Source organism: Aliirhizobium wenxiniae, from assembly GCF_019511445.1.
Taxonomy (GTDB): domain Bacteria; phylum Pseudomonadota; class Alphaproteobacteria; order Rhizobiales; family Rhizobiaceae; genus Neorhizobium; species Neorhizobium wenxiniae_A.
This window is the reverse complement of sequence record NZ_JAEUAN010000004.1, coordinates 163054-188465: the sequence shown is the minus strand read 5'-3', so window position 1 is coordinate 188465 and position 25412 is coordinate 163054. Positions and strand designations below refer to the sequence as shown.

Here is a 25412-nt window from a genome sequence, read left to right as displayed (position 1 = left end):
TACTATCAAGCTGCGCATTTGAAGGCATCCCCGCCCAATGTCGCGGAAAGCATAGAAAATATGTGTATGAAAGTCACCTTTAACTCTTCGCTTCGAGGAGAGTGTCAGGCCGAGCGGCGCCGCCAGCTGTAGCCTTCGCCGGGCTCGGCATGGCGTGCCGTGGGCTGGTAATGCATGGCAATGCCGGGCAGGCGCCCTTCCGACAGTCGCTTCAGCGCCGTCGCGTTGGTGACGGCAAAGCTGTCGATCCCACAGCGGAGCATCAACGGCACCTGATCGATCAGGACGTCGCCGACAGCGCGCAACTCGTTCCTGTATGACAGGCGATCGCGCAACAGCGAGGCGTGGCTGAAGGCGCGGCCGTCGTTGAAGGCCGGGAAATCCACCGCGACGATCTCGATGCGATAGAGATAGGGCTCCAGCTTGGTGACGTCGTCGGCGGGCTTGATCAGCACGCCGAGGCCGACATCATTGCTGGCCTCCGCCTTCTCGATAAACTGATCAAGCGGTAAAAGCGCCTTCTGCTCGCCTTCAGCTTTCACCTCATCGCTTTCGATGATCCACGGATCGTTCTCGACGAAACCGGTCTCTCTCCAGGTTTTTGTCATCACGCAGCCTCCGCCTTGGCATCACCATAAAGCGCATCCTTGAACGGCTGCGGGCCGACACGTCGATAGGCATCGAGGAATTTCTCGTCCTTGCTCTCACGCAGGCCGAGATAGGTATCGACGATGGTCTCGATCGCGTCCGTTACCTTGGAAGGCTCGAAACCGCGGCCGATGATTTCGCCGATCGAGGTGTTTTCGTCGCCGGAACCCCCAAGCGTGATCTGGTAGAGTTCGGCCCCCTTCTTCTCCACGCCCAGAAGACCGATATGGCCGACATGGTGATGGCCGCAGGCATTGATGCAGCCGGAGATTTTTATCTTGAGTTCACCAATCTCGGCCTGCCTTTCAGGCGCGCCGAAGCGTGAAGAAATTTCCTGGGCTACCGGGATCGAACGGGCGTTCGCCAAGGCGCAGTAGTCCAGGCCGGGACAGGCTATGATGTCCGTGATCAGGTTGGAATTTGCCGTTTCCAGCCCATGTGCCGTCAGAGCCCGATAGAGCGGCTCGAGATCGGCCAGCGCCACATGCGGGAAAATGACGTTCTGCTCGTGGCTGATGCGGATTTCGTCATGGGCGAATTCTTCCGCCAGATCGGCGATCACGTCCATCTGCACGTCGGATGCATCGCCCGGAATCCCGCCGATGGGTTTCAGCGAAATTGTCACCATGCCGTAGTCGGGGTGCTTGTGCGGCTGCACGTTCTGGTTCACCCAGCGGGCAAAGGCCTCGTCCTGCTTTTTCCAGCCGGCCAACTGCGCCCAGCCTTCGCCACGGTCGGGCAGGGCGGGCGGTGCGAAATAGGCGGTGATTGCCGCGACATCAGCTTCTGGCAGCTTCAGTTCGCTTTCCTGCAGATGGGAGAATTCTTCCTCCACCTGACGGGTCAGTTCCTCTACGCCCGTTTCATGCACGAGAATCTTGATGCGTGCCTTGTACTTGTTGTCGCGACGGCCATGCAGATTGTACACGCGCATGATCGCGGTGATGTAGGACAAGAGATCCTGCTCAGGTAGGAAGTCGTTGATCTTCTTGGCGATCAGCGGCGTGCGGCCCTGTCCGCCACCGACATAGACGGCAAAGCCGATCTGCCCTTGGTCATTCTTCTTCAAGTGCAGGCCGATATCGTGGACCTGGATCGCGGCACGGTCGCGCTCGGCGCCGGTCACTGCGATCTTGAACTTTCGCGGCAGGAAGGAGAATTCCGGGTGGACGGAGGACCACTGGCGCAGGATTTCGGCATAGGGGCGGGGGTCGGCCACCTCGTCTGCTGCCGCACCGGCAAAATGGTCGGCCGTGACATTGCGAATGCAGTTGCCGGAGGTCTGCAGCGCATGCATTTCGACGCTTGCCAGTTCGGCCAGAATATCCGGCGTGTCGGAAAGTTTCGGCCAGTTGTACTGAATGTTCTGGCGGGTGGTGAAATGACCGTAACCGCGGTCATATTTGCGGGCGATACGCGCCAGCATCCGCATCTGCTTCGAGTTCAGCGTGCCGTAGGGGATCGCGACGCGCAGCATATAGGCGTGAAGCTGCAGATAAACGCCGTTCATCAGACGCAGCGGCTTGAACGCATCCTCGGCGAGCTCGCCGGAAAGACGGCGCTCGACCTGATCGCGAAACTGTTCCACGCGGCTCGAAACAAAGGCGTGGTCGAATTCATCGTAACGATACATGGGGTTCCAGAACTCTTAAGTGTCAGACTGCGATGAAGGCTGCGTCGGCTTTGCCATAGCCGCTCGCGTAATTCATGGTGGGGCCAGCGGCGCGGATACGCTCGCGAAGGCGGGTCGGCCAAAGCACGCCATTGGTTTCCTCGACATCGATCACGGCGACATCAACAACCTTGTTGTCGGCGAAATCGCGCTTGCCGATCGCTTCCAGCGACGAGACTGCTTCCGCATGACGGGCGACCAGCGCATCCTGCAGGTTTTCCGTCCAGTGGCCTGCGGCATCCAGCCAGACGGCGATACCATCGGAAAGGCGGTTGGCGGTCAGAACCTTGTCGGTCATTGCTGGATTCCTTGTTTCTGGCCGTTTTCCTGGCCTGCATCTTCCGCTTGGCGAACGGATTTTCTGAAGGCGGAGAGCGGTTCGGATTTGTCAAAATTCGCGCCGGCGACCGCTTCGCCGATGATCACCATGACAGGGCCATCGAGGTCGTCACGCGCTTCCAGTGACGGCAGCTCGCTCAGCACGCCATGGAAGAGCTTGCGGTCGGTGCGGCTGGCATTCTCGATCACGGCAACGGTCGTGTCGCGGCTCAAGCCCGCATCCATCAAGCGTTCGGAGACCGAGGCTGCGACCGTGCGGCCCATATAGACGGCGATGGTGGCGCCGGAGATGGCAAGGCTTGCCCAGTCCGGCAGCACATCGCCGGTCAGGTCATGGCCGGTAGTAAAGATCAGGGACGAGGCGACGCCACGCAGGGTCAGCGGCAGGTCGAAATCGGCGGCAGCGGCGAAAGCTGAGGTGATGCCAGGCACGATCTCGTAAGCGATGCCGGCTTCACGAAGGGCTGCCATTTCCTCACCTGCACGGCCGTAAACCAGCGGATCGCCGGATTTCAGCCGCACGACGCGCTTGCCCTGGCGACCGAGATCGACCAGCAGGCGGTTGATCTCGTCCTGGCTTTTGGAGTGACAGTTCTTGCGCTTGCCGACTGACAGGCGCTCCGCATCGCGGCGACCCATGTCGACGATAGCCTGGGGCACGAGCGCGTCATAGACGATCGCGTCGGCTTCCATCAGCACGCGCTGCGCCCGAAGCGTCAGCAGGTCTTCGGCACCGGGACCGGCACCGACCAGCCATATCTTGCCCTCGGCCTGACCGGAGGTCGACAGAAGCACATTGGCCGCACGACGGGCGGAGGCATGGTCGTTCGCTTCGATCGCATCGGCGACATCGCCGGAGAAGAACCGCCGCCAGAAGATGCGGCGGGAGACACCGCGCGGAACGAGACGTTCGGCGGCATCACGGTAATCGGAAGCAAGGTTTGCAAGGCGGCCGAGAGACGGCGACAGCATCTGGTCGATGCGGGCACGGATCATCTGAGCCAAAACCGGGCCGGCACCTTCGGTGCCGATAGCGATGGCGACCGGCGCGCGGTTGACGAGGGCCGGGGTGAAGAAGTCGCAATAATCGGGCTGGTCCACGGCATTGGCCGGGATTTTTTGCGCACGGGCGGCGGTGACGATCGTCTGGTCCTGCTCAGCTTTACCGGTTGCGGCAAAAACCAGTACGGCACCCTTTACCTGCTCGGCGGAGAATTCGGCACGGATGACCTTGATCCCCTGCGCCTCGAGCCAGGCAGCATAATCCGCTTCCGGCTCGTCGGCATAGGCGACGATCTCGGCATCGGTATTTCGGAGCAAGCGGGCTTTGGCATAGGCTTCGTCGCCGTTGCCGAAGACCGCCACGGTTTTTCCATGTACACGGAAAAAGGCCGGGAAGGCTGACAGGCGTTGATGGCTGGCTGACATGCGGTTATCCTGAAACATATGACAGGAATATCCATAATCGGACGCAGGTTTTGAAGAAATGGATATGCGAAGTGGATTGGCCGCGGGTATTTCTGTTTCTCAATCAACCTGTTCTTGAGCAAAAGCCACCGCAGAGGATATTTTTCCAGTATTTCTGTAGAATACTAGGTTTTTGCCTCGATCGGTTCGGTCCACGTTATAAATTGCCTAGACATACCAGCCATAAAGAGCCTTCATGACCATTGCCGCCACACTCGCCCCCCGGCTTCTCGACGTTATCGAACACGACATCCTGCCGCTTACGCATGTGGGTGTTGCTGCCGGCAACAAGGTGTTCGGGGCGGCGATCCTGAAAAAATCCGATCTTTCGCTGGTGATTGCCGAGACGAATAACGAGCTCGAAAATCCGCTCTGGCACGGTGAAGTTCACACGCTGAAGCGCTTTTATGAAAAGACTTTAGGACTTTCCACCAAGGATCTGATTTTCCTGTCAACTCATGAGCCGTGCACGATGTGCATGTCGGCCATCACCTGGGCCGGTTTCGACAATTTCTATTCCTTCTTCAGCCATGAGGATTCGCGCGACGCGTTTGCCATCCCGCACGATCTGAAGATCCTCAAGGAAGTGTTCGGGCTGGAGCCCGGCGGTTATCGCCGGTCTAACGCGTTCTGGAATTCCTACTTCATTGCCGATCTAGTGGAGACGGAGCAGGACCCGCTGCGACAGCAATTGCGCGAACAGACGTCCCGGATCAAACAGACCTATCAGCGCCTTTCGGACAGCTATCAGTCCGGCAAGGGCGAAAACGACATACCGCTCAATTGAGCGCCCAAGGACATTTCACAATGGAAGCTTCAAAGGATATTTCGCGCCTGATCGAGATCATGGCGGCGCTGCGCACGCCCGTCACCGGCTGCCCCTGGGATCTCGAACAGGATTTCACGTCGATCAAGCCCTATACGATCGAGGAGGCCTATGAGGTCGCCGACGCGATCGAACGCAACGACATGGACGATCTCTGCGAGGAGTTGGGCGACCTGCTGCTGCAGGTGGTCTTTCACGCCCGCATGGCGGAAGAGGCGGGCGACTTTGCCTTTGGCGATGTGGTGGAAGCGGTGACGAGAAAGATGATCCGTCGGCATCCGCATGTGTTTGCCCGTTCCGATGCCGATACACCCGGTGCGGTGAAAATCCAATGGGACGATATCAAACAGGAGGAAAAGCGCGAGCGGGCCGAGCGGCGCTTGAGCCGGGGCATTACCGAGGATTTCAAGGCTGGTTTTCTCGGGTCGGTGCATCGCAGCCAGCCGGCGCTGACCGAGGCGCTGAAACTGCAGGAACGCGCCGCCAAGGTTGGCTTCGATTGGTCGCAGCCCGAGCCGATCCTCGACAAGATAGAGGAGGAGGTGCGGGAATTGCGTGAGGCGCTGCAGACAGGCCATTCGGAAAAAGTGTCCGACGAGCTTGGTGATCTGATCTTCGCGGTGGTCAATATCGGCCGTCATGTCGGCACGGATCCGGAAAACGCGCTGCGCGGGACGAATACGAAATTCCGGCGTCGGTTCAATCATATAGAGACGGAACTTGAAAAATCAGGCGAGAGCCTTGAGGGCGCTTCTTTGGAGCGGATGGAAGATCTGTGGCAGGCCGCCAAAGCCATCGAACGGCAGCTGGGTTGAGCGCGTGAACGTCGCGGACGGGACCCTGTCATGAAGATCGATGGGCTGGAAGTCGCAATCGCCGGTGCCGGTATCGGCGGGTTGTCGCTTGCGACGATGCTTGCCCGGCGCGGCGCGAAAGTCGTGGTCTATGACCAGATGGCTGCACCCCAGCCGATCGGCTCCGGCTTCGTGCTGCAGCCGACGGGGCTGGCAATCCTGAAGGCGATGGGCCTGTTCGATGCGATCGCGGCTCGCGGGCAGGTCATTACCCGTATGCACGGAGCTTTGGCCGGCGGATCGTCCGAGCCGGGAAAGACGGTGCTGGAGATCAGCTATCCGGGCGACGGTCATGGCATCGCCATCCAGCGGGTGGCCTTGTTCGATCTGCTGCTATCGGCGGCAATTTCTGCAGGCGTTCGGTTCGAGACGAAGGCGAGAACGACTGGCGCCATCGAAGGCGGCAGACCGGCACTGGTGCTCGATGGCGGGCGCGCAACGCCATCAGCAGATCTCGTCGTCGACGCCATGGGCGCAAGCTCACCGATCGGCCACGATCCGGCTAAGGAGCTGAACTACGGCGCGCTTTGGGCGACGGTGCCATGGCCGGAGAACGGACCGTTTCAGCCTCACGAGCTGGAGCAGCGTTACGAGCGGGCGAGCCATATGGCCGGCGTCCTGCCGGTCGGGACGGCGAGGGACGGGGCCGTACCGATGGCGACTTTCTTCTGGAGCCTGCGCAACCGCGATATCGATGCGTGGCGCAATGCGGGTCGGGAGGCGTGGCTGGAGCGGGTGAACGCACTCTGGCCGCAGGCAGTGTCGCTTGCCGAAGTGGCCGAGCCGGTGCATGCCCGCTATCGTCACCACACGCGAAAGCCGGTGGCCGGGCGCGGTGTCATCCGCATCGGCGATGCATGGCATGCGACAAGCCCGCAATTGGGCCAGGGCGCCAATATGGCGATGATCGATGCCGCTTCACTGGCCTCTGCGCTTTCCCGCGCACCGTCGATCGACGAGGCTTTTGCGCTGCATCTGCGCCAGCGCGGGCCGCATGTCTGGCTCTACCAGGCACTCAGTCTCGTGCTGACGCCGTTTTATCAGTCCGACAGCCGCATTCTGCCGGCGATGCGCGATATCGCGATCGGCCCGACGACGCGGATGCCGCTGGTGCGGCAACTCGTCAGCCGATTGGTCACGGGCGATTTCCTCAGCCCGATCAAGCGCATCGGGCTCGAGGAGCTTTAGGTGTTGTTTCAGGCGGGCCGAAGCGTGATGACCGTCAGTTCCGAAGGCACGCCGAGCCGAAGCGCAAAGCCGATCCACAAGGCCGTGCCGTTGTTGACGTAAAGCTGCATGTCGCCGACGTCGTAGCGGCCAGAGACGAAACCGTTGTTGAAGCGCGCAACCAGCCGATCCATGCCGAGGATCATGCCGCCATGCGTATGGCCGGAAAGCTGCAGGTCTGCACCGGCTTCCGCTGCAAGTCGCGCATTGCGCGGCTGGTGGTCCAGAAGGATGACCGGGGTTTCCGGCGGCCCGCCGGCCAAAGCCTTTGCGACATCCGGTCCTTCGAGGCCGAAACGGGTGGCGTTGACGTCATTGACGCCGGCAAGCGTCAGCTTCGCATCTCCGCGCGACAGCAGGACATGGCCGTTGGAGATGGTCTTGAGGCCAAGCTCCTGATATTTCGCCATCCAGCCGTCATGGCCGAAGTAATATTCGTGATTGCCCGGAATGGTGTAGACGCCATCGGTGGCTTTCAGCTTCGCCAGTGGTGCCACGTCATCCGTTCGGGCCTGAAGGTCGCCGTCGATCAGGTCGCCGGTAATGACGATCAGATCGGCGTTCTGCGCATTGGCCTTCGCAACCGTCTCTTCGACCCAGGGGGCCTGAAACAGGCGGCTGATATGCAAATCTGTGAGCTGGATCATCCGGTAGCCGTCGAATTCAGCCGGGAGATCCTTGATGCGAATTTCTACTTCCTTGACCGGCGGGACGCGGATTGCATGGGAAACGGCGAAGGCTGCCAGCGACATGGTCAGGATGCCGACGCCATAGCGCAGCCGAGGCGCGATCGAGATGCGCCGGCGTTTCAGGGCGGCGATCAGCAAGGCAACGATGTCGATTGCAAGCTGGCAGACGGCGGTGAGCAGCACGAAACCGGCAAGCCAGTTCACCAGGATCATCGCGACCCGCGGCACTTCCGGCGAGAACATCGTGCCGAAGACGAGAAGGCTGATCAGACTGTGCTGGAACACCACCATCAGGATGACGGCGAGAAATCCCTTCAGCCAGTTCGGCCAGGGCAGGGGATAAATGAAACGGGCAACGACATAGAGGCAAAGGATGGCTTTGAAGAGATGAAACAAGGCTGAATGCTCTGGGTCTTGGGAAAGGAGACCTCTCTTCTTCGAGTTCGCCGTATAACTCAACTGCCCAAGCCAATCGGCTGACGCGATTTTGATCGCGTCGAGACCTCCGTTCGCATCAATCGCGCTTGATGGTCAGCAGCAGGTCCCACATGTCTGCACCGGTTTCGAAGACGGCTGCATTGGCGGCAAAGCCTTGTTCGGCCGTCATCACGTCGATCATTTCGCTTGCCGGCTCGACGTCGTATCCGGGTGTTGAAGCATTGGCGATGTTGTTTGCAGCCGTGCCGAGGCGCTGGGATTGTGTCTGCATGCCGGAGACGGAAATGCTCATTGCTGCCGAAATCGTCATGGTCTTGCCTTCATCGTCGTTCGCCATCGTTATGACGGACAGCGACGAATGAAGGGTGAAGGGACAGGGTTAAGCCTCGGCATCGCTTATCCCGTCTCCTGTTTCGATCAGGGACAAGGATCCCGCAGCACGCATTGTTTCCGATTTGGGCCGCTCCCCATAATGGCCGCATTCATCGCCAAAACATCCGGTTCATGTCGATCCGACCGACTGCAACGCTCGATCGGAATTCGAGAGAAGTGTCAGATTTAGGGATTGCCCTAAAAACGCATGGGCCTATGTCGGTATTGCACTGCAATATTTCCGATGCCGGCTGAAGGAGCTGTTCATGGCGGGTAAAGCAGCAATCCCGAGAATTATCGGGATAGATCTGACCCGGTCGGTCGCCATCTTTTTCGCCATGCTCAGCCATGTCTGGGTCGTCACCAATATGGACACATTCTGGAGCGGTGCTTCGGCGGATTTCCTGCGTGCCTTGATGGCGCTCGCTACCCCGACATTCATCCTGTTGTTCGGCACGATGCTCGAGATTGTCTATCGGCCACGTTTTGTTGCCGGTGAGCAGGAGCGGGTCGCGGTCCGGCTGTTTTCCCGCGCGATACAGTGCTGGCTTCTCTACTGCGTCTCGGTCTTCGTCCTCTACCTGTTTGCCGATGGCTATTCGCTGAAGTTCTCGCTGGCGACTATGATGTTGATCGGTGTTACGCCGTTCACCGATATCCTCAAATTCTATGCCGTCGTGCTTTTCCTGGCGCCCTTCCTCTTGTGGCTGCGCTGCAGGGTCGGCTTGCTGCCGCTGGTGGTCATGGCGCTCATCGTTCATGCCGCCCATCCAGTCATTCGCGGGCTTCCTAGCCCCCTCGATTTCCATCTGGGCATGTATGCCGAGCGAGTGGTGACCTTCCTCTTCGGTGTCGGCGATGCCAAGCTTGGCGGTCCGTCGATCCTGCATGGAACAAGCCTGATCATCGCCGGAATGGCGTTCGGTCGGCTGATTGCCGGAGACAGGACGGTGCAATCCGACAAGCCGCCTATCGGTGTCGTCACAAGGGCGTCCTATCTCCTGGCGGGCTCGGCTTTGGTAATTGCTCTCGGCATCCTGTTCTGCGATGAGAAGTCGCTGGCGGAACTCGGCGACATGTCGCTGCGGATGGATAGCGATCCGCTTTATTTCGCAGCAGGCCTTTGCGGTGCGGTTGCGATGACGAGCCTTGCGGTTCTGCTTACCCAGCGCCTGTCGCCCGAGGTTAAGCAGCGGCTGGAAAAGCCGGTCTTCTTCGGCCGCACCAGCCTGTTCACCTTCGCCTTCGGCAACATGCTGCTCTACGGCTGGCCCGGTGAGCCGGATAATCTGCATTCTGCCGTCTTCCAGGTGGTGCTGATCAGCATTGTGATCACGCTGCTCAGCTATCTGTTCGACCGGGAAGTGCGCCGGGGCGGTACGTTGGCAGCCGTTGTGAAATGGATGCAGGCGCGGATCACATCGTTGGTCAACATGCTTGTCGGATGGAGAACGCCGCGGGTCAGGCAGGCCTGAAGGGAGGTCTTCAGGCGGCCTTCAGTTTCCGCATAAGGGTTTCCAGCTCCTCTGACTCGGGGAGCGGCGTCGCAGGGCCGGATTTCAGGTTGTTGCGGTCGCCCAGCTCGAACTGGTACCAGTTCATCAGCCCCGATGCGATCGCCTGGGCCTGCTCGCTTTCCGGCGAGACATCGTTTTCCTCGCACCAGGCCTCCAGAAACCGTTGCAGAAGCTCGAGATCATCCGATCCGAGTACGATGTTAGACGAAACCTTATCCCTAAACATTTCTGCCCTCACAACCATTCTGGAGTTTCCGAAAGAGCGCCTTTCCGCTGCGGGTTCGGAAACGGGAGGGTGCCGCTAGGACATGGCACCCATCGGATACATCTGATCATCCTCGATGCATCCGGCCTTGCGCCTATAATGCGCGACAGCGCAAATGGTTCATTTTGATACAGAAAAGGCGGCCCGAGGCCGCCTTTTCCAATCTTCTTGTACCTGTCCGTTTACTCGGCAGCTTCCGCATAATCCTCCAGCGGAGGGCAGGAGCAGACGAGGTTTCGGTCGCCATAAACGTTGTCGATACGGTTGACCGACGACCAGTATTTGTCGACGCGGAACGAGCCGGGCGGGAAGCAGGCCTGTTCACGGGAGTAAGGACGATCCCACTCGCCGACGAGGTCTTCCACCGTATGCGGAGCGTTCTTCAGCGGGTTGTTCAGCTTGTCTGAACGACCTTCCTCGATGTCACGGGCTTCCTCGCGGATCGCCAGCATCGCTTCGCAGAAGCGGTCGAGTTCGGCCTTGGTTTCCGACTCCGTCGGCTCGATCATCAGCGTGCCGGCAACCGGCCAGCTCATGGTCGGTGCGTGGAAGCCGCAGTCGATCAGGCGTTTCGCCACGTCGTCCACCGTCACGCCGGCAGAGGCGTTGAGCGGACGGGTGTCGATGATGCATTCATGCGCCACGCGGCCGGCTTCCGACTTGTAGAGCACGTCATAGGCACCCTTGAGCCGAGCCGCGATGTAGTTGGCGTTGAGGATCGCAACCTTGGTTGCCTGCATCAGGCCTTCACCGCCCATCATCAAACAGTAGGACCAGGAGATCGGCAGGATCGACGGGGAACCGAACGGAGCAGCAGACACCGCACCCTCGCGACCATCGCTTGCCACATGACCCGGCAGGTAAGGAGCAAGATGCGCCTTGACGCCGATCGGGCCCATGCCGGGGCCGCCGCCGCCATGCGGAATGCAGAAGGTCTTGTGCAGGTTGAGGTGGGATACGTCGGAGCCGATGTCGCCGGGGCGGGCGAGGCCGACCATGGCGTTCATGTTGGCGCCGTCGAGATAGACCTGACCGCCATGCTTATGCGTGATGTCGCAGATTTCCTTGACCGTTTCCTCGAACACGCCATGCGTGGACGGGTAGGTGATCATGCAGCAGGAAAGATTTGCGGCATGTTCTTCGGCCTTCAAACGGAAATCGTCGAGATCGATATCGCCATTGTCACGAACCTTGACGACCACGACCTTCATGCCGACCATCTGTGCCGAGGCCGGGTTGGTGCCGTGGGCGGATGTCGGGATCAGGCAGACGTTGCGATGCGTGTCGCCATTGGCAATGTGGTAATTGCGAATGGTGAGCAGGCCCGCATATTCGCCCTGCGCGCCGGAATTCGGCTGCATGGAGAAGGCGTCGTAACCGGTAACCTGGCAGAGCTTTTCCGACAGGTCGTCGATCATTTCCTTGTAGCCGAGCGCCTGGTCCTGCGGAACGAACGGATGGATATCCGAAAACTCAGGCCAGGTGATCGGCAGCATTTCCGCTGTCGCATTGAGTTTCATCGTGCAGGATCCGAGCGGGATCATCGCACGGTCGAGCGCGAGGTCACGGTCCGACAGGCGGCGGATGTAGCGGGTCATCTCGCTTTCGGCGCGGTTCATGTGGAAGATCGGATGGGTCATGTAATCCGATTTCCGCAGAAGCGCCGTCGGCAGGCGGTATTCGACTTCGAAGTCGGAGACCTTGAAATTGCCGCCGAATGCGCGCCAGACGGCTTCGAGCGTGACTGGGCGGGTGCGCTCATCGAGCGACATGCCGATCTTCGTCTCGCCGACCTTGCGCAGGTTGACGCCTTCGGCAACGGCTGCACGCAGGATAAGGCCCTGCATGTGGCCTACCTCGACCGTGATCGTGTCGAAGAAGTTCTCCTGCTCTATTCTGTAGCCAAGCTTTTCCAGGCCCTTTGCCATCAGCACGGCCTTCCTGTGGACCTGCTGGGCAATCGCCTTCAGGCCCTGAGGCCCATGGAAGACGCCGTACATGGAGGCCATGACGGCGAGCAGAACCTGCGCGGTGCAGATGTTCGACGTCGCCTTTTCGCGGCGGATATGCTGTTCGCGGGTCTGCAGCGACAGGCGATAGGCACGGTTGCCGCGGGCATCGACCGAAACGCCGACCAGACGGCCGGGCATGGCGCGCTTGTGGGCGTCCTTGACGGCCATATAGGCGGCGTGCGGACCACCGTAACCGACCGGAACGCCGAAGCGCTGCGAGGAGCCGATGGCGATATCTGCGCCCATCTCACCGGGAGACTTCAGAAGCGTCAGGGCCAGAAGGTCGGCAGCGACCGCGGCCAGCGCACCGGTCTGGTGCAGGCGGGAGATCAGGCCGGTGAAGTCGCGGACTTCGCCATGGGTGCCCGGATACTGGAAGATCGCGCCGAACACGTCAACCGGATCGAGATCGGTCATCGGGTCGCCGATGATGACGCTCCAGCCGAGCGGGGCGGCGCGGGTTTCGATCAGGGCGATGGTCTGCGGGTGGCAGGCCTTGTCTACGAAGAAAGCGGTTGCCTTGGTCTTTGCCTGGCGCTGGCAGAGTGCCATGGCTTCGGCCGCCGCGGTCGCCTCATCGAGAAGCGAGGCGTTGGCGACGTCGAGGCCGGTCAGGTCGGCGATCATCGTCTGGAAGTTCAGGAGCGCTTCGAGACGGCCCTGGCTGATTTCCGGCTGGTAAGGCGTGTAGGCCGTGTACCAGGCCGGGTTTTCCAGAATGGTGCGCTGGATGACCGGCGGGGTGATGGTGCCGTAATAGCCTTGGCCGATGAGAGAGGTCAGGACCTGGTTCTTGTTGGCCGTCTCGCGCAGCTTGTCGAGCGCTTCGCGTTCCGAGAGCGCTGCACCCCAGGTGAGCGGGACCTGCTGGCGGATCGAGGAAGGCACGGTGGCATCGATCAGAGCATCGAGCGACTTATAGCCGATGACCTTCAGCATTTCGGTCATTTCAGCCGGTGAGGGGCCGATATGACGCCGGTTGGCGAAGTCATACGGATTGTAGTCGGTGAAATGGAAATCGGTATTTTCGGTCATCCGATCAGGTCCTTGTAGGCGGCTTCGTCCATCAGGCCTTCGACGTCGGAAACGTTCTTCAGCTTCAGCTTGAAGAACCATGCGGCGCCCTGCGGATCGGAATTGACGAGCGACGGGTCATCAACGATCGCCTGGTTGACTTCGGTGACTTCGCCGTCGAGCGGAGAATAGACGTCGGATGCAGCCTTGACGCTCTCAACGGTGGAAGCATTGCCGTCCTTGACGAGTTCTGCGCCGATTTCCGGCAGTTCGACGAAAACCAGGTCGCCGAGCTGGTCGGCCGCATGCTGGGTGATGCCGACGGTTGCGACATCGCCCTCAAGTTTCAGCCATTCGTGTTCAGCGGTAAATTTCAACATTTTGGTTCTCTCCGGAGGATTTCTTAGCGTTTATAGGTGGGTGTGATGAAGGGAAGGGCAGAGACGGTCATCGGCAGATACTTGCCGCGGACTTCCGCATAGACCTGTGTGCCGGCGTTTGCGTGGCTGACCGGCAGATACCCCATGGCGACCGGGCCTTCGACGCTCGGGCCGAATGTGCCGGACGTGACTTCGCCGAGTTCGACCTTGCCTTCCGCATCGGCAAAAAGCTTTGCATGTGAGCGGACCGGTGCCTTGCCTTCCGGCTTCAGGCCAACGCGGCGGCGGGTCGTGCCGTTTGCGAGCTCGCCGAGAATGCGCTCAGCACCCGGAAAACCGCCTTCGCGGTCACCGCCGGCCTTGCGGGCCTTCTGCAGCGCCCATTCGAGAGAGGCTTCGATCGGCGAGGTGGTGGTGTCGATATCGTTTCCGTAGAGACACAGGCCGGCTTCAAGACGTAGTGAATCACGGGCGCCGAGGCCGATCGCCTCACAATCTGGATGCTCCAGAAGCGCCTTGGCAATCTCGACAGCGTTGTCGGACGGCACGGAGATCTCAAAACCGTCCTCGCCGGAATAGCCGGAACGGGAAACGATGCAGGGCACGTCGTGAAGCGGGACTTCGCGCACATCCATGAACTTCATGGCCGATACGCCGGCCCAGAGTTCGGCCAGAACCGCCTGCGCACGCGGACCCTGAAGGGCGATCAGCGCGCGATCTTCCAGAAGTGTGACGTCGCAATCGACGAGGTTGGCCTTCATGTGGGCCACGTCCTGGTCCTTGCAGGCAGCGTTGACGACGACGAGAAGATGATCGCCGCGATTGGTGATCATCAGGTCATCGAGGATGCAGCCGTTGGCGTCGGTGAAGAAGCCATAACGCTGGCGGCCTTCCTTGAGGCCCAGAATGTCGACCGGGACGAGCTTTTCGAGCGCCAGCGCCGCGTCGGCATAGTCGCCGGATTTCGCCTTCACGATCACCTGGCCCATGTGAGACACATCGAACAGGCCGGCAGCAGTGCGGGTATGAAGGTGTTCCTTCATCACGCCGAGCGGATATTGTACCGGCATGTCATAGCCTGCGAACGGCACCATTTTTGCGCCGAGCGAAATATGCAATGCATGAAGCGGAGTGGTGCGCAGAACTGCTTGATCGTCCAAAAGACGCCTCCAGGTTTTTGGCGCGCGCTGAATGAAAACAGCTCGCACGCCGGCTCAGATTAGGACACGGGTCTGCCCCAAAGGGTTTCCCTTGTCGGTTTCGAGCCCCCTCTGTCCCTTTCGCCTGAGATTGTTATCCCTTCGGCGAGCCTCCGAAAAACGGCTGCTACTCTCCAGAGTTCCTGCAGTCTACCCGTGGTCCTTTTGCCTGAGAGTTTCCGGGGCGGTTGCTCCTTCGGCACCGCACTGAAGCGGCTTCTCCCTACGGGTCGCGCTCATTATCGTTGCAGCATACGGTTTGGCAAGGGCCGCATGTCGAAACCAGCACGATTTATGTCGCAGGACCGGTATGGATTGATCTGGTTCAATGACAGGTGATTGCGGCGATGTGCCGTGACCGGTGCGGTGGTGCGTGATCGACAATTTCCGATGGGAGGAATAAAGCGGCAGGCAGCGAAAAAATGGTGCGACGGGCCCGGCCGCTCTGTGCAAAAAAAATCAGTCTTCGAAGTCGCGATAGGCCGCCTGGACCTGCTGCAGCGTATATTGCTGCTGAGGCTGTTTGCCAGTTGTCAGCACATCGATACTGACCTTGATTGCCGGGACCATGGAATCTACTGCTTCGGGATCGCTGACGTTTTCTCTGGCCTTGGCGTTCAGGTCGGAGTCCGCCTTGACATCGGCCACCTGGTCCTTCACGGAAACGCGACGCGGCGTGCGGAGCGCTTCGATATTCAAAGCCGCCGTACTTGCAGAAATGGTCACGATCTGGGTCATTTGCCTCACCTTCGATCTTCCACCCTTACGGGAAGGGGTGTTCTTCGATGTTTAAGCGGAACCATTGCTTTTTAACGATGTGTGCTTTTAGTCGCGCAGTCAAGGGTTGAGGTCATGACGAATATTCTACTGGCTGCATTTGGTGGCGCTATCGGATCAGTTCTTCGTTATCTGGTGGGCGTCTTTTCAGTCCGTTGGTTCGGGCCGAGCTTTCCCTGGGGAACGCTTGCAGTAAACGTCGTCGGTTCCTTCATCATTGGCCTGATGGTGGAAATGATCGCGCGCCGCTTCAATGCCTCGATGGAATTGCGGGTGTTTATCGTCACCGGCATGCTCGGCGGCTTCACCACATGGTCGTCGTTTTCACTCGATACGATGGTGCTGTTCGAGCGCGGTGCTATCGCGGCTGCTGCCGCTTACGTGATCGGCAGCCTTGTGGTTTCCTTCGCCGCGGTCTTTGCCGGGCTGGCGCTCGGGCGGGCAATGTTCTAAAGACCGCGCATCACGAAGATATAAGAAAGAGCTTTGATGGCAGGCATCGAGCATATCCGCGTCGAGGCGGACGAGGCAGGCATGCGCCTCGACCGTTGGTTCAAGATCCACTATCCGGGTCTTGGCTTCGGCCCGTTGCAGAAATTGCTGCGCTCCGGTCAGGTGCGCGTCGATGGCGGTCGCGTCAAGACCGACACGCGCGTCGAGCCCGGCCAGACCGTGCGCGTACCGCCCATGGATACGGATTCCAAAAAAGGTCCGATTGCGTCGAAGGACCTGAAGCATGCCGGCGATTACGAGCTCTTGCAGCGCATGGTTCTGCATGAGGACGACAAGGTGATCGTCTTGAACAAGCCTGCCGGTCTTGCCGTGCAGGGCGGTTCCGGCGTGACGCGCCATATCGACCAGATGCTCGAATCCTGGATCAGCCCTAAGGGTGAGAAGCCGCGTCTGGTTCACCGTCTCGACCGCGATACGTCAGGTGTTCTAGTCATCGCCCGTACCCGCGGAGCCGCGCAGAAGCTGACGGCCGCGTTTCGCGAGCGCGATACCAAGAAGACCTACTGGTCGCTGGTCAAGGGCGTGCCGCGCAAGCGCGAGGACAAGCTGTCCTCCTGGCTGGTCAAGATTCAGACTCCGGATGGTGACAAGATGCGGATCGCCAAGCATGGCGAGGAGGGAGCCGATCACGCCATCTCCTATTACCGCGTGCTTGAAACGGCAGCGCAGTCGCTCGCCTGGCTGGAGATGGAGCCTTATACCGGGCGTACCCACCAGCTTCGCGTCCACGCGCTTTCCATCGGCCATCCGATCATCGGCGATCCGAAATATTTCGACGACGATATCAACTGGCCGTTCCCCGGCGGCATCCAGAAGAAGCTGCATCTGCATGCGCGCCATATCGACATCCCTCATCCGAACGGTGGTCGCCTGAAGGTGACCGCGCCGCTGCCGCCGCATATGGTGCAGACTTGGAACCTGCTCGGCTTCGACATGGAAAACGGTGCAAGGGACGACGACGAATGAAACTGGTTCTTTTCGATTGCGACGGCACGCTGGTTGATAGCGCGAGCCTGATCCACGAAACCATGCGCCGGACGTTTCTTCATTTCGGCAAGCCCGAGCCGACGGTCGAAGACACGAAGTCGATCATCGGGTTGACGCTCGATATCGCGATTGCCCGTATGCAGGGAAAACAGCATGCGGATGAGGAGGCTGTCGAGATGATGGCCTATTACAAGTCGCTGTTTTCCGTCGTGCGCGGCGATATGGATTATCGCGAACCGCTGTTTCCCGGCATTCTCGACCTGATGAACACGCTTGAAGGCCGTGACGAAATCATTCTCGGCGCCGTTACCGGAAAGTCCCGCCGCGGTCTCGATTCCGTCCGGGAAACCCACGGGTTCAAGTTCGTCGCCTCGCGCACGGCCGATGATTGCCCGTCCAAGCCGCATCCGGCGATGGTGACGGAATGCTGCGACGAGACCGGCATGCGGCCAACCGATACCTATGTAATCGGCGATGCCATTTACGATATGCAGATGGCAAAGGCGGCTGGTGCAACAGCCATCGGTGTTTCCTGGGGCTATGCCTCGGTCAACGAACTCAGAGAAGCTGGTGCCGACGTGATCGTCGATCATCCGAGCGAGATACTGGCCCATATCGGCTGAGGAATTATCACATGCGCGAACTTTTCCCCGACCCATCGGACGCGATGAGCCATCCGGACCCGACACGGCGGGCGCAGATTCAGATGCAGAAGCCGCTGCCGAAGCGCTTCTACACCGAGGTCTCGATCGTCGAAGGCGAGGGTGGGCATGCGGTACATCTCGACGGTCGCCCGGTGAAAACACCTGCGAAGGCTGCACTGGCCGTTCCGACTGTACGGCTTGCGGAATTGCTGCGTGACGAATGGGCGAACCAGGTCGAGGTCATCGATCCGCGCACCATGCCGGTGACGCGCCTGATCAATACCGCCATCGATGGTGTTGCCGTCGAAGCCCAGGCAGTGTTCGAGGATATTCTCCGTTTCTCGTCCAGCGACATGCTGTGCTACCGCGCCGAAAGCCCGGAAAATCTCGTTCTTCGCCAGCAGCAGCAATGGGATCCGATCCTCGACTGGGTGGCAAACCAGCACGGCGCGCGTTTCGAACTGATCGAAGGCGTGATGCCGAAGGATCAGCCGCGTGATGCGACGGCTGCATTTTCCTCGGTGTTGAGAAAATACGATACGGCGATCGAACTTGCCGTTCTCCATACGGTGACAACGCTGACCGGCTCCGCCATTCTGGCGCTAGCCTTTGCCGAGAGCCACCTTGCAGCCGAGGATATCTGGCGGCTTGCCCATCTGGAAGAGGACTGGACAGCCGAGCATTGGGGCGAGGATGCGGAAGCGCAGAACCGTCGGGAAAAACGGCATGCCGAATTCCAGGCAGCTGTGGCTGTTTTTCAGGCGTTGAAGCCCTCGGTTTAAGGCTTCACTAACCCTAAGCGGGGAGTATGCGGGCTCGTTGTTCCGGGTGTCTGCATGTCTCTTCGCCGTTTCCGTGTTGCTGCCGTCCTGCCGTTGGCCATGTTGATGCTGACCGGCTTTCGCATGCCGGCAGCAGAGGAGCAGGCGGAGCGCATGCTCTATGATGTGCGCGGAGCCTTCGTGACGGCACAGCCCGATGTCTCGCGCGATCTGATCACCGGCACCGATATCCTGGTCGATTCCGCGATCCGCGCCACATCGCGGTCGATGATGCTGCCGCGGACTATCCTGACGGTGAGGTTGTCGGATACGCGCCGATCCCCTGTTCTTTTCGGCCATCGTTACTCTGCGAAAGTCACGGTCAAGGTCATCTCGGTCGGGTCAGGCGAACCGGTTGCCGAGGGCGAGTTCGAGACGTCGGTCATGAGCTTCAGCAAGGAGCCTGCCGACAGTCCGCTTGCGGAAAAGATCGCCACTCGAATCGCGTCGGAATTCCAGCTTGGGCGGCCGCATCGTGCCGCACTGCTTACATCTCTTGCGAGTGGCGGAACTCCCTAAAGGCTTGCTTAAATCGGATTTACAACTTCTAAGGATGGTGTCGGAAAGTTGATTTCTGGCAAAAATGGCCGGGAACTAACGCTGTGCCGCTTATTCATCCGGGGAGATATCCGATGGCACTTTTCGATCGTCTGGCAGTCTATAGGGAACAAGGTCTCGCTGCCTTAAGAATCATGACCGGTCTTCTGTTCATCGAACACGGGACCATGAAGCTCTTTTCATTTCCGGTGCCGCAGGGCGATGGTGGGCCGCTTTCCACACTGATACTGTTTGCCGCGCTTCTCGAATTTATTGGCGGCATCCTGATCACCATCGGTTTCCTCACGCGCCCGGTGGCTTTCATTCTATCCGGCCAGATGGCGGTAGCCTATTTCATGGCGCATGCATCCAGAGGTTTCTGGCCGGCACCGAACGGCGGCGAAGCCGCAATCCTGTTCTGCTTCATCTTCCTCTACCTGTTCTTTGCAGGCGCGGGTGCATGGTCCGTGGATAAGCGATAAACAAAAACGCCCGCACCGGATGGCTCCGTGCGGGCGGTATATCACCGGGGTGACGGGCTCATAACAGCCAGTCGGCAAGTCGTGTGGCAACCTTCTGGTTCATCAGGTAGCCATAAAGGTCGTGCGGGTTGGATGTTGTCGTGCCGTCATGGATATCGTCGTATATCCAGCAGTTATAGATTTCGGTGTCGGTGATCTTGGGAAAACCTTGCTTGTCCTGCATGGCGCGATAGGTGGGTCCCATGTTTTCCCGGTGGGAAATGAAGTCATCCACGGCATAAAAATTCGCCCAGTTCCGGACCTGGCCGCTCGGGTACCGATCTTCCTCGGGGTAGCGTCCATCGAGGAGGTTTTGTCTGACCCCCGGTTCAGCCAGCGGATTGCCGATCGTCAGCCATAACGAGACCGGGTCTTGTTTCTTGCGGAACTGTTCGTACTCACTCTGGTGAGCGAATTTCCACAAAACGTCATAGGCGACCATGCAGCCCATGCTGTGTGTGAGCAGGCAGACGTCCTCCTTGGCGGCCAGCGCCTTTTCCAGCGTCACGCTCAATCGACTGCGTATCGACGAACCGATACTGTGCGAGGTCAGATATGCGCCAAGATCTTTCGTGGTGACGTTTATCGCAAGCTTGTTGAACAGGCCGCCGGTGAGCAACGCGCCGAAAAGGGAAAACGTGTCGGCGAGTTCATCGATGTAGCGGGCGTCACGGGCCTCGTTCAGCACCTTTTTATAGGCCGCCTTATCGAAAATTTTCGAGCGCGCATCGGTTAAGCCGAAAGCGGCGTGTAACTCCGCGGCCGCGAAGCAGGGTGCCCCGCCATGAGCAGGATCGCTCGCCGTCAATTTGCTCTTTTCAGTTTTGCTACTCTTGGCGAGGATATCGTTGCTAATGTCGCCATAATAGCCGAGCGAGACTTTTATCTCATCGAATGCTGCGAACGCATCCGGCCGCTTGGCACGACCGAATCCGCTCTTGATGGCTTTGATCGACAGATCCCGTATGACCTGCTCTGCGGGTTTTACGGCCCGTCCATGAACGATGATCAGATGCTTTTTTGACATGCAAAACACCCCGTTCTCATAACGCACTGCATCGTATGAGGGTGTTTTTGTGTTTTGCAATCTTTATTTTATGAGCCGCTCGGCATGCCAGCGCAGGTGATCGTCCATGAAGGTGGAGATGAAATAATAGGAATGGTCGTAACGCTCGTGCATCCTGAGCGTCAGGCCAATATCAGTATCCTTCACGGCATCTTCGAACAGCCACGGGCGCAGGCCATTTTCGAGAAAGCCGTCGGCCTTGCCCTGGTCGATCAGGAAATCGGGGAAGCGTGCGCCATCGGCTACCAGCGCGCAGGCATCATATTGGCGCCATAGAGCCTTGTCCGTCCCGAGATACTTTTCATAAGCCGGTGCCGACCAGTCGGCGGTCGACGGCTCGACGATCGGCGCGAAGGCCGAGCAGCTTTTGAAGCGGTCCGGATTCTTCAGAGCGATGGTCATGGCGCCATGGCCGCCCATCGAATGGCCGAAAATGCCTTGCCTTTCCATATCGACGCGGAACTGCTCGCTGATGAGCTTCGGCAGTTCCTGCGTGATGTAGGTATACATCTGGTAGTTTTCGGCCCAGGGCTTTTCGGTGGCGTCGAGATAGAAGCCTGCGCCCTTGCCCATCTGCCAGTTGGTCAGTTCGTCGGGCACGTCATTGCCGCGCGGGCTGACATCCGGGCAGACGATGATCAGGCCAAGCTCGGCTGCAAGGCGGCGATACTCGCCCTTTTCCATGACGTTGGCATGGGTGCAGGTCAGGCCAGAAAGATACCAGAGCACCGGACGCGGTTCGGCAATTGCCTGCGGCGGCACGAAGACCGCAAAGGTCATCTCGCATTTGCAGGCGTCCGACTCGTGGGTGAAGACGCCCTGCATGCCACCGAAGGCGGTGTTCTGGGAAATGATCTTCATGGAGATAGTCCTTTCGGGCTTTTGGTTCTTGCGTCTTCAGGTCGCCAGCGAGACGACGGCATTGACCGCTGCGGCTACCAGTATCGTATTGAAAAAGAAAGACACGACCGCATGCAGGAGATTGATTTTGCGCATGTCGGTGGCGGTGATCGCGACATCCGAAGTCTGGGCGGTCATGCCGATGACGTAACCGAAATAGAGAAAATCAAAGGCTCCGGGTCGCTCCGTCTGCGGGAAATCCAGCCCGCCGACCGACTTACCGTCATCCTTGTCGCCGGGCCGCCAGTAGAGATGGGCGTAATGCAGGGAAAACATCGTGTGGATGGAAAACCAACCGAGAATGACGGCGGCAAAACCCACGGTCACGTCCAGCAGGCCAGAGGGTTGCTTCTGGTTCAACGCTTCGAACAGGGTGATGAGTGCCGCGATGGCTGCGAGGAGGGTGACGGCAAGGATAATGGGAGCCGGCTCATCGGTATTCTGGCCGCTCGCCTGCAGCCGGTCGGCATCGAGATGACGAATGCGCAGGCCGATCAAGACTAGATAGATGACGAAAAAGATTATCGCGGTCAGGGCTGCCGAGATTTCCGGTAACACAACGATCAGGACGGGCAGGGCGACAAGGGCGGCGATTGCGGCCGCGAAAAACGGCCCATGGCGGTGGTGACCCCAATGCCGTTTTCTGTTGCCGCCACTCGTCTTCGCCATCTGCGATGTTCACCAATATGCTCAGCCGGCCGATTTTGCCCTGCGGCAGAGCCGGTCGAGGGTTTCCAGAAACGCCGAGCGATCCCTCGGCGAGAAGGCTGCGTTATAACCCTTGCTCTCGCCTGTCTCACGCAAGTGGGCGCCGAGATCACGCATCGCGGTTGCCATGCCGATATTGGTCTTGTCGAACAGGCGGCCGGTCGGGCCGGTGACGAAAGCACCTGCCGCCACGCAACGTCCGGCAAGCGGCACGTCGGCGGTCACGACGATGTCGCCCGAGGTCGCTCGCTCAGCGATCCAGTCATCCGCTGCGTCGAAGGCGCCCGAGACAATCACGTTCTTCACCATCGGATCGCGGGAAGGGCGCAGGCCGGAATTGGCGACAAATGTCACTTCAAGGCCGTGGCGTTCCGCAACCTTCAATATTTCCGGCTTCACCGGGCAGGCATCGGCATCGACATAGATCAAGACTGTTCGCTTCCTCGTAGACAGATTTAACAAGGAAGCGACTTAGCAGATCATGCCACGGCTGTCGTCTGGTCGTCGACAGTTGCGCCGGGTGCGTTCTTCTTGATGGATTCGATGGCCGCTATGGCTGAGGCCTTGGCCGCGTAACCTTCGGAGGAAAACATGCTTTGGCCATTGGAGGCCTTGAACCGGAAACGGAACTCGCCTGCCTTATCCTTGTAGACTTCGAATTTGTACATGGTGGCTTCCTCTCTCTACTTCCCGGATGGGATGATAGATCGGGGCATAGGAAAAGCAAGCGGGGCGGTTGGCTATGGATACGCTTCAGTCGTCGAAATAGCGATGATAGTCTCTTGCAGAATGGAGTAGTCGGATCAGCTCTATTCCGGCCTGATCCTGCAGAGGCGTGTAGATGATCAGGTAGCTGCGATAGGGGAATATCCGCATCGCCGGATATTTCGGAAAGCGGGCCGTGCCGAGCGCAGGATTTTCCGCCAGCATTCTGTATCGTTTTTCGAGTTCGAATACGAATTTATCGGCTTGTGTTTCGTCATCCCTGGCAATGAAGCGCCAAACCTCTCTCAGATCCTCGACGAATTGCGGGCGCCGAAGAAGAGTGGCCATCGATCTATCGATTCTTCCGAAATTCTGAGATCAGTTCTTCAGCGCTCTCCATCGCAATCGCAGGGCCGCTTGAGAGGCCGATTTCGACTTCGGCCTCCAGATCCTGTGTGAATGCCTGGGCATTGCGTTCGCGCTCTTCCACGAGCTTCAAGCCCATTGCCACGACATCACTTGCGCCGTCGTACCGACCTGTCTCAACCAGACGGTCAACGAGTTGCTGCTGCTTGTCATCCAGCGAAATAGCCTGGTTGCGCGACATCTAACCTCCAGATTACCGCGCCAGACCTCAGTATGTCAAAGGGCCTGACACGAGGGTCGACTTAACCTATCACTGCGCTGACGGCCTGACCATATCCACATGTGGAATCCCATCTTCCAGATATTCTTCCGACGTCCGTTCAAAGCCGAACGAGCGGTAGAATTTCTGCAGATGCGCCTGGGCGGAAATCTCGATCGCCTCGCCGGGATAGGCCTTTTCGCATTCGGTTATCGCCTCGCGCATCAGTGCGTCGCCGAGACGCTTGCCACGATGGTTCGGCGATACAGCCACGCGGCCGATGCGGGGCAGGTGGTCCTGCGTCGGACGCCAGAGACGGGCGCAGGCGAGCAGGTCCTCGCCATCGATCAGCCGCAGATGCAGACAGTCAGGATCGTTGCCGTCAAGCTCGGGATAGGGGCATGTCTGCTCGACGACGAAGACGTCGACGCGCATTTTTAGCATGGCGTAAAGATCGAGTGCGGAGAACTCGTCGAGCCTCCGCACATCAACCGTGTATGAGGGCAGGGCGGTCAATAGACCACCACGCCACGGATCGATTCACCCTTGTGCATCAGGTCGAAGCCCTTGTTGATGTCTTCGAGGGGCATGGTGTGGGTGATCATCGGATCGATCTGGATCTTGCCTTCCATGTACCAGTCGACGATCTTCGGCACGTCGGTGCGGCCGCGTGCGCCGCCGAATGCCGTGCCCATCCAGTTGCGGCCGGTGACCAGCTGGAACGGACGCGTCGAGATTTCCTGGCCGGCACCTGCAACGCCGATGATGACGGACTTGCCCCAGCCGCGATGCGAGCATTCCAGCGCCTGGCGCATGACCTTGGTATTGCCGGTGCAGTCGAATGTGTAGTCGGCGCCGCCGATCAGGTCGCCATGACGCTTGGTCATGTTGACCAGATAAGGAACGATATCCTCGCCGACTTCCTTCGGGTTGACGAAATGGGTCATGCCGAACTTTTCGCCCCATTCCTTGCGGTCCGGGTTGATGTCGACGCCGATGATCATGTCGGCGCCGGCAAGACGCAGGCCCTGAAGCACGTTGAGGCCGATACCACCGAGGCCAAAGACGATCGCGGTCGAGCCAATCTCGACCTTGGCCGTGTTGATGACGGCACCGATGCCGGTCGTCACGCCGCAACCGATATAGCAGACCTTGTCGAAGGGCGCGTCGGGATTGATTTTTGCAAGCGCGATTTCCGGCAGGACGGTGAAGTTCGCGAAGGTCGAGCAGCCCATATAGTGGTGGATCTTGTCCTTGCCGATCGAGAAGCGCGAGGTGCCGTCCGGCATGACGCCCTGGCCCTGGGTAGAGCGGATCGAGGTGCAGAGATTGGTCTTGCGCGACGTGCAGGAATAGCACTCGCGGCATTCCGGCGTGTAGAGCGGAATGACGTGATCGCCCTTCTTCAGCGAGGTGACGCCGGGGCCGACATCGACGACGATGCCAGCGCCTTCATGGCCGAGAATGGCCGGAAACAGGCCTTCCGGGTCTGCGCCCGAGAGGGTGAAATCGTCGGTGTGGCAAATGCCGGTGGCCTTGATCTCGACCAGCACTTCGCCGGCCTTCGGCCCGTCGAGCTGGACCGTCATCACTTCCAGCGGTTTACCTGCCTGAACGGCAACAGCGGCGCGGACATCCATCGTGTCACTCCCTTTGTTTGAAATCTGAAATTGTTGTTACTGAATTAGA

General features: G+C 59.4%; 30 protein-coding genes and 1 riboswitch. Of the genes, 10 read left to right on the top strand and 20 right to left on the bottom strand.

Translation table 11 applies throughout. From position 1 onward, the window contains the following. Positions 1 to 104: 104 nt before the first annotated feature. From JNB91_RS06800 to cysG, 4 genes are read right to left on the bottom strand one after another with little or no spacing between them, the layout of a single operon-like run. Complete coding sequence (locus tag JNB91_RS06800; protein WP_220324767.1) at positions 105 to 608, bottom strand: DUF934 domain-containing protein; 504 nt, start codon at positions 606 to 608, stop codon at positions 105 to 107. Beyond that, positions 608 to 2281, bottom strand: coding sequence for a nitrite/sulfite reductase (locus tag JNB91_RS06795; protein ID WP_220324766.1), 1674 nt, complete (start codon positions 2279 to 2281; stop codon positions 608 to 610). Before JNB91_RS06795 ends, JNB91_RS06800 begins: the two co-directional genes overlap by 1 nt. A gap of 22 nt (positions 2282 to 2303) precedes the next feature. Next, positions 2304 to 2618, bottom strand: a complete 315-nt coding sequence (locus tag JNB91_RS06790; RefSeq protein ID WP_220324765.1) for a DUF2849 domain-containing protein — start codon at positions 2616 to 2618, stop codon at positions 2304 to 2306. Further along, the gene (cysG, locus tag JNB91_RS06785; RefSeq protein WP_220324764.1) at positions 2615 to 4087 is read right to left on the bottom strand and encodes a siroheme synthase CysG; all 1473 of its coding nucleotides are present in this window, start codon (positions 4085 to 4087) and stop codon (positions 2615 to 2617) included. The genes JNB91_RS06790 and cysG overlap by 4 nt, the downstream gene beginning before the upstream one ends. 235 nt (positions 4088 to 4322) lie before the next feature. Between cysG and JNB91_RS06780 the strand changes: the two genes are divergently transcribed. From JNB91_RS06780 to JNB91_RS06770, 3 genes are read left to right on the top strand one after another with little or no spacing between them, the layout of a single operon-like run. Then, on the top strand, positions 4323 to 4913 hold the full coding sequence (locus tag JNB91_RS06780) for a deaminase (protein ID WP_220324763.1): 591 nt from the start codon (positions 4323 to 4325) through the stop codon (positions 4911 to 4913). A gap of 20 nt (positions 4914 to 4933) precedes the next feature. After that, entirely contained in the window at positions 4934 to 5767 is an 834-nt protein-coding gene (mazG, locus tag JNB91_RS06775; protein WP_220324762.1) for a nucleoside triphosphate pyrophosphohydrolase, read from the top strand. 30 nt (positions 5768 to 5797) lie between these two features. Continuing rightward, on the top strand, positions 5798 to 6994 hold the full coding sequence (locus tag JNB91_RS06770; RefSeq protein WP_220324761.1) for an FAD-dependent oxidoreductase: 1197 nt from the start codon (positions 5798 to 5800) through the stop codon (positions 6992 to 6994). A gap of 8 nt (positions 6995 to 7002) precedes the next feature. Here the strand turns inward: JNB91_RS06770 and JNB91_RS06765 are convergent, their stop codons facing one another. Beyond that, positions 7003 to 8118 (bottom strand): metallophosphoesterase, encoded by a 1116-nt coding sequence (locus tag JNB91_RS06765; protein WP_220324760.1) that lies wholly within the window; start codon positions 8116 to 8118, stop codon positions 7003 to 7005. A gap of 118 nt (positions 8119 to 8236) precedes the next feature. Next, a complete protein-coding gene (locus tag JNB91_RS06760) occupies positions 8237 to 8470 on the bottom strand; it encodes a flagellar basal body protein (protein WP_220324911.1) in 234 nt (77 codons plus the stop codon). A 328-nt stretch (positions 8471 to 8798) separates the two neighbouring features. Between JNB91_RS06760 and JNB91_RS06755 the strand changes: the two genes are divergently transcribed. Next, positions 8799 to 10007, top strand: a complete 1209-nt coding sequence (locus JNB91_RS06755) for a DUF418 domain-containing protein (RefSeq protein ID WP_220324759.1) — start codon at positions 8799 to 8801, stop codon at positions 10005 to 10007. Between the two features lie 10 nt (positions 10008 to 10017). Here the strand turns inward: JNB91_RS06755 and JNB91_RS06750 are convergent, their stop codons facing one another. The 5 genes from JNB91_RS06750 to JNB91_RS06730 all read right to left on the bottom strand — a co-directional run bounded on the left by JNB91_RS06750 (position 10018) and on the right by JNB91_RS06730 (position 15657). Then, on the bottom strand, positions 10018 to 10275 hold the full coding sequence (locus tag JNB91_RS06750) for a hypothetical protein (RefSeq protein ID WP_220324758.1): 258 nt from the start codon (positions 10273 to 10275) through the stop codon (positions 10018 to 10020). 221 nt (positions 10276 to 10496) lie between these two features. Then, entirely contained in the window at positions 10497 to 13361 is a 2865-nt protein-coding gene (gene gcvP, locus JNB91_RS06745; protein WP_220324757.1) for an aminomethyl-transferring glycine dehydrogenase, read from the bottom strand. Continuing rightward, positions 13358 to 13720, bottom strand: coding sequence for a glycine cleavage system protein GcvH (gene gcvH / locus JNB91_RS06740; protein ID WP_220324756.1), 363 nt, complete (start codon positions 13718 to 13720; stop codon positions 13358 to 13360). The genes gcvP and gcvH overlap by 4 nt, the downstream gene beginning before the upstream one ends. Positions 13721 to 13743: 23 nt before the next feature. Beyond that, positions 13744 to 14880 (bottom strand): glycine cleavage system aminomethyltransferase GcvT, encoded by a 1137-nt coding sequence (gcvT, locus tag JNB91_RS06735; RefSeq protein ID WP_220324755.1) that lies wholly within the window; start codon positions 14878 to 14880, stop codon positions 13744 to 13746. Between the two features lie 186 nt (positions 14881 to 15066). Beyond that, positions 15067 to 15155: riboswitch (glycine riboswitch) on the bottom strand. Between the two features lie 223 nt (positions 15156 to 15378). Next, the gene (locus JNB91_RS06730; protein ID WP_220324754.1) at positions 15379 to 15657 is read right to left on the bottom strand and encodes a hypothetical protein; all 279 of its coding nucleotides are present in this window, start codon (positions 15655 to 15657) and stop codon (positions 15379 to 15381) included. A 114-nt stretch (positions 15658 to 15771) separates the two neighbouring features. Between JNB91_RS06730 and crcB the strand changes: the two genes are divergently transcribed. From crcB to JNB91_RS06700, 6 genes are all read left to right on the top strand, one after another. After that, positions 15772 to 16149, top strand: a complete 378-nt coding sequence (gene crcB, locus JNB91_RS06725) for a fluoride efflux transporter CrcB (RefSeq protein ID WP_220324753.1) — start codon at positions 15772 to 15774, stop codon at positions 16147 to 16149. 36 nt (positions 16150 to 16185) lie between these two features. Further along, positions 16186 to 17175: an RluA family pseudouridine synthase gene (locus tag JNB91_RS06720; protein ID WP_220324752.1), complete on the top strand. Its 990-nt coding sequence runs from the start codon at positions 16186 to 16188 to the stop codon at positions 17173 to 17175. Then, positions 17172 to 17819 (top strand): HAD-IA family hydrolase, encoded by a 648-nt coding sequence (locus tag JNB91_RS06715; RefSeq protein WP_220324751.1) that lies wholly within the window; start codon positions 17172 to 17174, stop codon positions 17817 to 17819. Before JNB91_RS06720 ends, JNB91_RS06715 begins: the two co-directional genes overlap by 4 nt. Before the next feature lie 11 nt (positions 17820 to 17830). After that, positions 17831 to 18622, top strand: a complete 792-nt coding sequence (locus JNB91_RS06710; RefSeq protein WP_220324750.1) for an ATP12 family chaperone protein — start codon at positions 17831 to 17833, stop codon at positions 18620 to 18622. A gap of 54 nt (positions 18623 to 18676) precedes the next feature. Then, the gene (locus tag JNB91_RS06705; RefSeq protein ID WP_220324749.1) at positions 18677 to 19180 is read left to right on the top strand and encodes a hypothetical protein; all 504 of its coding nucleotides are present in this window, start codon (positions 18677 to 18679) and stop codon (positions 19178 to 19180) included. 113 nt (positions 19181 to 19293) lie between these two features. Next, entirely contained in the window at positions 19294 to 19680 is a 387-nt protein-coding gene (locus JNB91_RS06700) for a DoxX family protein (RefSeq protein ID WP_220324748.1), read from the top strand. Between the two features lie 58 nt (positions 19681 to 19738). Here the strand turns inward: JNB91_RS06700 and JNB91_RS06695 are convergent, their stop codons facing one another. The 9 genes from JNB91_RS06695 to JNB91_RS06655 all read right to left on the bottom strand — a co-directional run bounded on the left by JNB91_RS06695 (position 19739) and on the right by JNB91_RS06655 (position 25363). Beyond that, positions 19739 to 20773, bottom strand: a complete 1035-nt coding sequence (locus JNB91_RS06695) for a hypothetical protein (protein WP_220324747.1) — start codon at positions 20771 to 20773, stop codon at positions 19739 to 19741. Between the two features lie 36 nt (positions 20774 to 20809). Then, positions 20810 to 21646: an S-formylglutathione hydrolase gene (gene fghA, locus JNB91_RS06690; RefSeq protein WP_220324746.1), complete on the bottom strand. Its 837-nt coding sequence runs from the start codon at positions 21644 to 21646 to the stop codon at positions 20810 to 20812. Between the two features lie 36 nt (positions 21647 to 21682). Continuing rightward, a complete protein-coding gene (locus JNB91_RS06685) occupies positions 21683 to 22354 on the bottom strand; it encodes a DUF1345 domain-containing protein (RefSeq protein ID WP_220324745.1) in 672 nt (223 codons plus the stop codon). A 21-nt stretch (positions 22355 to 22375) separates the two neighbouring features. After that, positions 22376 to 22822, bottom strand: coding sequence for a YaiI/YqxD family protein (locus tag JNB91_RS06680; protein WP_220324744.1), 447 nt, complete (start codon positions 22820 to 22822; stop codon positions 22376 to 22378). Between the two features lie 50 nt (positions 22823 to 22872). Continuing rightward, positions 22873 to 23061, bottom strand: a complete 189-nt coding sequence (locus JNB91_RS06675; RefSeq protein ID WP_183821573.1) for a YegP family protein — start codon at positions 23059 to 23061, stop codon at positions 22873 to 22875. A gap of 85 nt (positions 23062 to 23146) precedes the next feature. Further along, positions 23147 to 23446, bottom strand: coding sequence for a type II toxin-antitoxin system RelE/ParE family toxin (locus JNB91_RS06670; protein ID WP_220324743.1), 300 nt, complete (start codon positions 23444 to 23446; stop codon positions 23147 to 23149). A gap of 4 nt (positions 23447 to 23450) precedes the next feature. Beyond that, on the bottom strand, positions 23451 to 23705 hold the full coding sequence (locus JNB91_RS06665) for a ribbon-helix-helix domain-containing protein (protein WP_220324742.1): 255 nt from the start codon (positions 23703 to 23705) through the stop codon (positions 23451 to 23453). A 69-nt stretch (positions 23706 to 23774) separates the two neighbouring features. Continuing rightward, the gene (locus JNB91_RS06660) at positions 23775 to 24239 is read right to left on the bottom strand and encodes a GNAT family N-acetyltransferase (protein WP_220324741.1); all 465 of its coding nucleotides are present in this window, start codon (positions 24237 to 24239) and stop codon (positions 23775 to 23777) included. Next, complete coding sequence (locus JNB91_RS06655; protein ID WP_220324740.1) at positions 24236 to 25363, bottom strand: S-(hydroxymethyl)glutathione dehydrogenase/class III alcohol dehydrogenase; 1128 nt, start codon at positions 25361 to 25363, stop codon at positions 24236 to 24238. The genes JNB91_RS06660 and JNB91_RS06655 overlap by 4 nt, the downstream gene beginning before the upstream one ends. Between the last annotated feature and the right edge of the window lie 49 nt (positions 25364 to 25412).

Bases quoted from the DNA above. Each gene is read 5' to 3' on its own strand.
- gcvH (WP_220324756.1), bottom strand. From the start codon at position 13,720: ATGTTGAAATTTACCGCTGAACACGAATGGCTGAAACTTGAGGGCGAT.
- JNB91_RS06655 (WP_220324740.1), bottom strand. From the start codon at position 25,363: ATGGATGTCCGCGCCGCTGTTGCCGTTCAGGCAGGTAAACCGCTGGAA.
- fghA (WP_220324746.1), bottom strand. From the start codon at position 21,646: ATGAAGATCATTTCCCAGAACACCGCCTTCGGTGGCATGCAGGGCGTC.
- JNB91_RS06730 (WP_220324754.1), bottom strand. From the start codon at position 15,657: ATGACCCAGATCGTGACCATTTCTGCAAGTACGGCGGCTTTGAATATC.
- JNB91_RS06755 (WP_220324759.1), top strand. From the start codon at position 8,799: ATGGCGGGTAAAGCAGCAATCCCGAGAATTATCGGGATAGATCTGACC.
- JNB91_RS06770 (WP_220324761.1), top strand. From the start codon at position 5,798: ATGAAGATCGATGGGCTGGAAGTCGCAATCGCCGGTGCCGGTATCGGC.
- gcvP (WP_220324757.1), bottom strand. From the start codon at position 13,361: ATGACCGAAAATACCGATTTCCATTTCACCGACTACAATCCGTATGAC.
- cysG (WP_220324764.1), bottom strand. From the start codon at position 4,087: ATGTCAGCCAGCCATCAACGCCTGTCAGCCTTCCCGGCCTTTTTCCGT.
- JNB91_RS06715 (WP_220324751.1), top strand. From the start codon at position 17,172: ATGAAACTGGTTCTTTTCGATTGCGACGGCACGCTGGTTGATAGCGCG.
- JNB91_RS06700 (WP_220324748.1), top strand. From the start codon at position 19,294: ATGGCACTTTTCGATCGTCTGGCAGTCTATAGGGAACAAGGTCTCGCT.
- mazG (WP_220324762.1), top strand. From the start codon at position 4,934: ATGGAAGCTTCAAAGGATATTTCGCGCCTGATCGAGATCATGGCGGCG.
- JNB91_RS06675 (WP_183821573.1), bottom strand. From the start codon at position 23,061: ATGTACAAATTCGAAGTCTACAAGGATAAGGCAGGCGAGTTCCGTTTC.
- JNB91_RS06750 (WP_220324758.1), bottom strand. From the start codon at position 10,275: ATGTTTAGGGATAAGGTTTCGTCTAACATCGTACTCGGATCGGATGAT.
- JNB91_RS06720 (WP_220324752.1), top strand. From the start codon at position 16,186: ATGGCAGGCATCGAGCATATCCGCGTCGAGGCGGACGAGGCAGGCATG.
- JNB91_RS06800 (WP_220324767.1), bottom strand. From the start codon at position 608: ATGACAAAAACCTGGAGAGAGACCGGTTTCGTCGAGAACGATCCGTGG.
- JNB91_RS06790 (WP_220324765.1), bottom strand. From the start codon at position 2,618: ATGACCGACAAGGTTCTGACCGCCAACCGCCTTTCCGATGGTATCGCC.
- JNB91_RS06685 (WP_220324745.1), bottom strand. From the start codon at position 22,354: ATGGCGAAGACGAGTGGCGGCAACAGAAAACGGCATTGGGGTCACCAC.
- JNB91_RS06705 (WP_220324749.1), top strand. From the start codon at position 18,677: ATGTCTCTTCGCCGTTTCCGTGTTGCTGCCGTCCTGCCGTTGGCCATG.
- JNB91_RS06780 (WP_220324763.1), top strand. From the start codon at position 4,323: ATGACCATTGCCGCCACACTCGCCCCCCGGCTTCTCGACGTTATCGAA.
- JNB91_RS06670 (WP_220324743.1), bottom strand. From the start codon at position 23,446: ATGGCCACTCTTCTTCGGCGCCCGCAATTCGTCGAGGATCTGAGAGAG.
- JNB91_RS06760 (WP_220324911.1), bottom strand. From the start codon at position 8,470: ATGACGATTTCGGCAGCAATGAGCATTTCCGTCTCCGGCATGCAGACA.
- JNB91_RS06665 (WP_220324742.1), bottom strand. From the start codon at position 23,705: ATGTCGCGCAACCAGGCTATTTCGCTGGATGACAAGCAGCAGCAACTC.
- JNB91_RS06795 (WP_220324766.1), bottom strand. From the start codon at position 2,281: ATGTATCGTTACGATGAATTCGACCACGCCTTTGTTTCGAGCCGCGTG.
- crcB (WP_220324753.1), top strand. From the start codon at position 15,772: ATGACGAATATTCTACTGGCTGCATTTGGTGGCGCTATCGGATCAGTT.
- JNB91_RS06710 (WP_220324750.1), top strand. From the start codon at position 17,831: ATGCGCGAACTTTTCCCCGACCCATCGGACGCGATGAGCCATCCGGAC.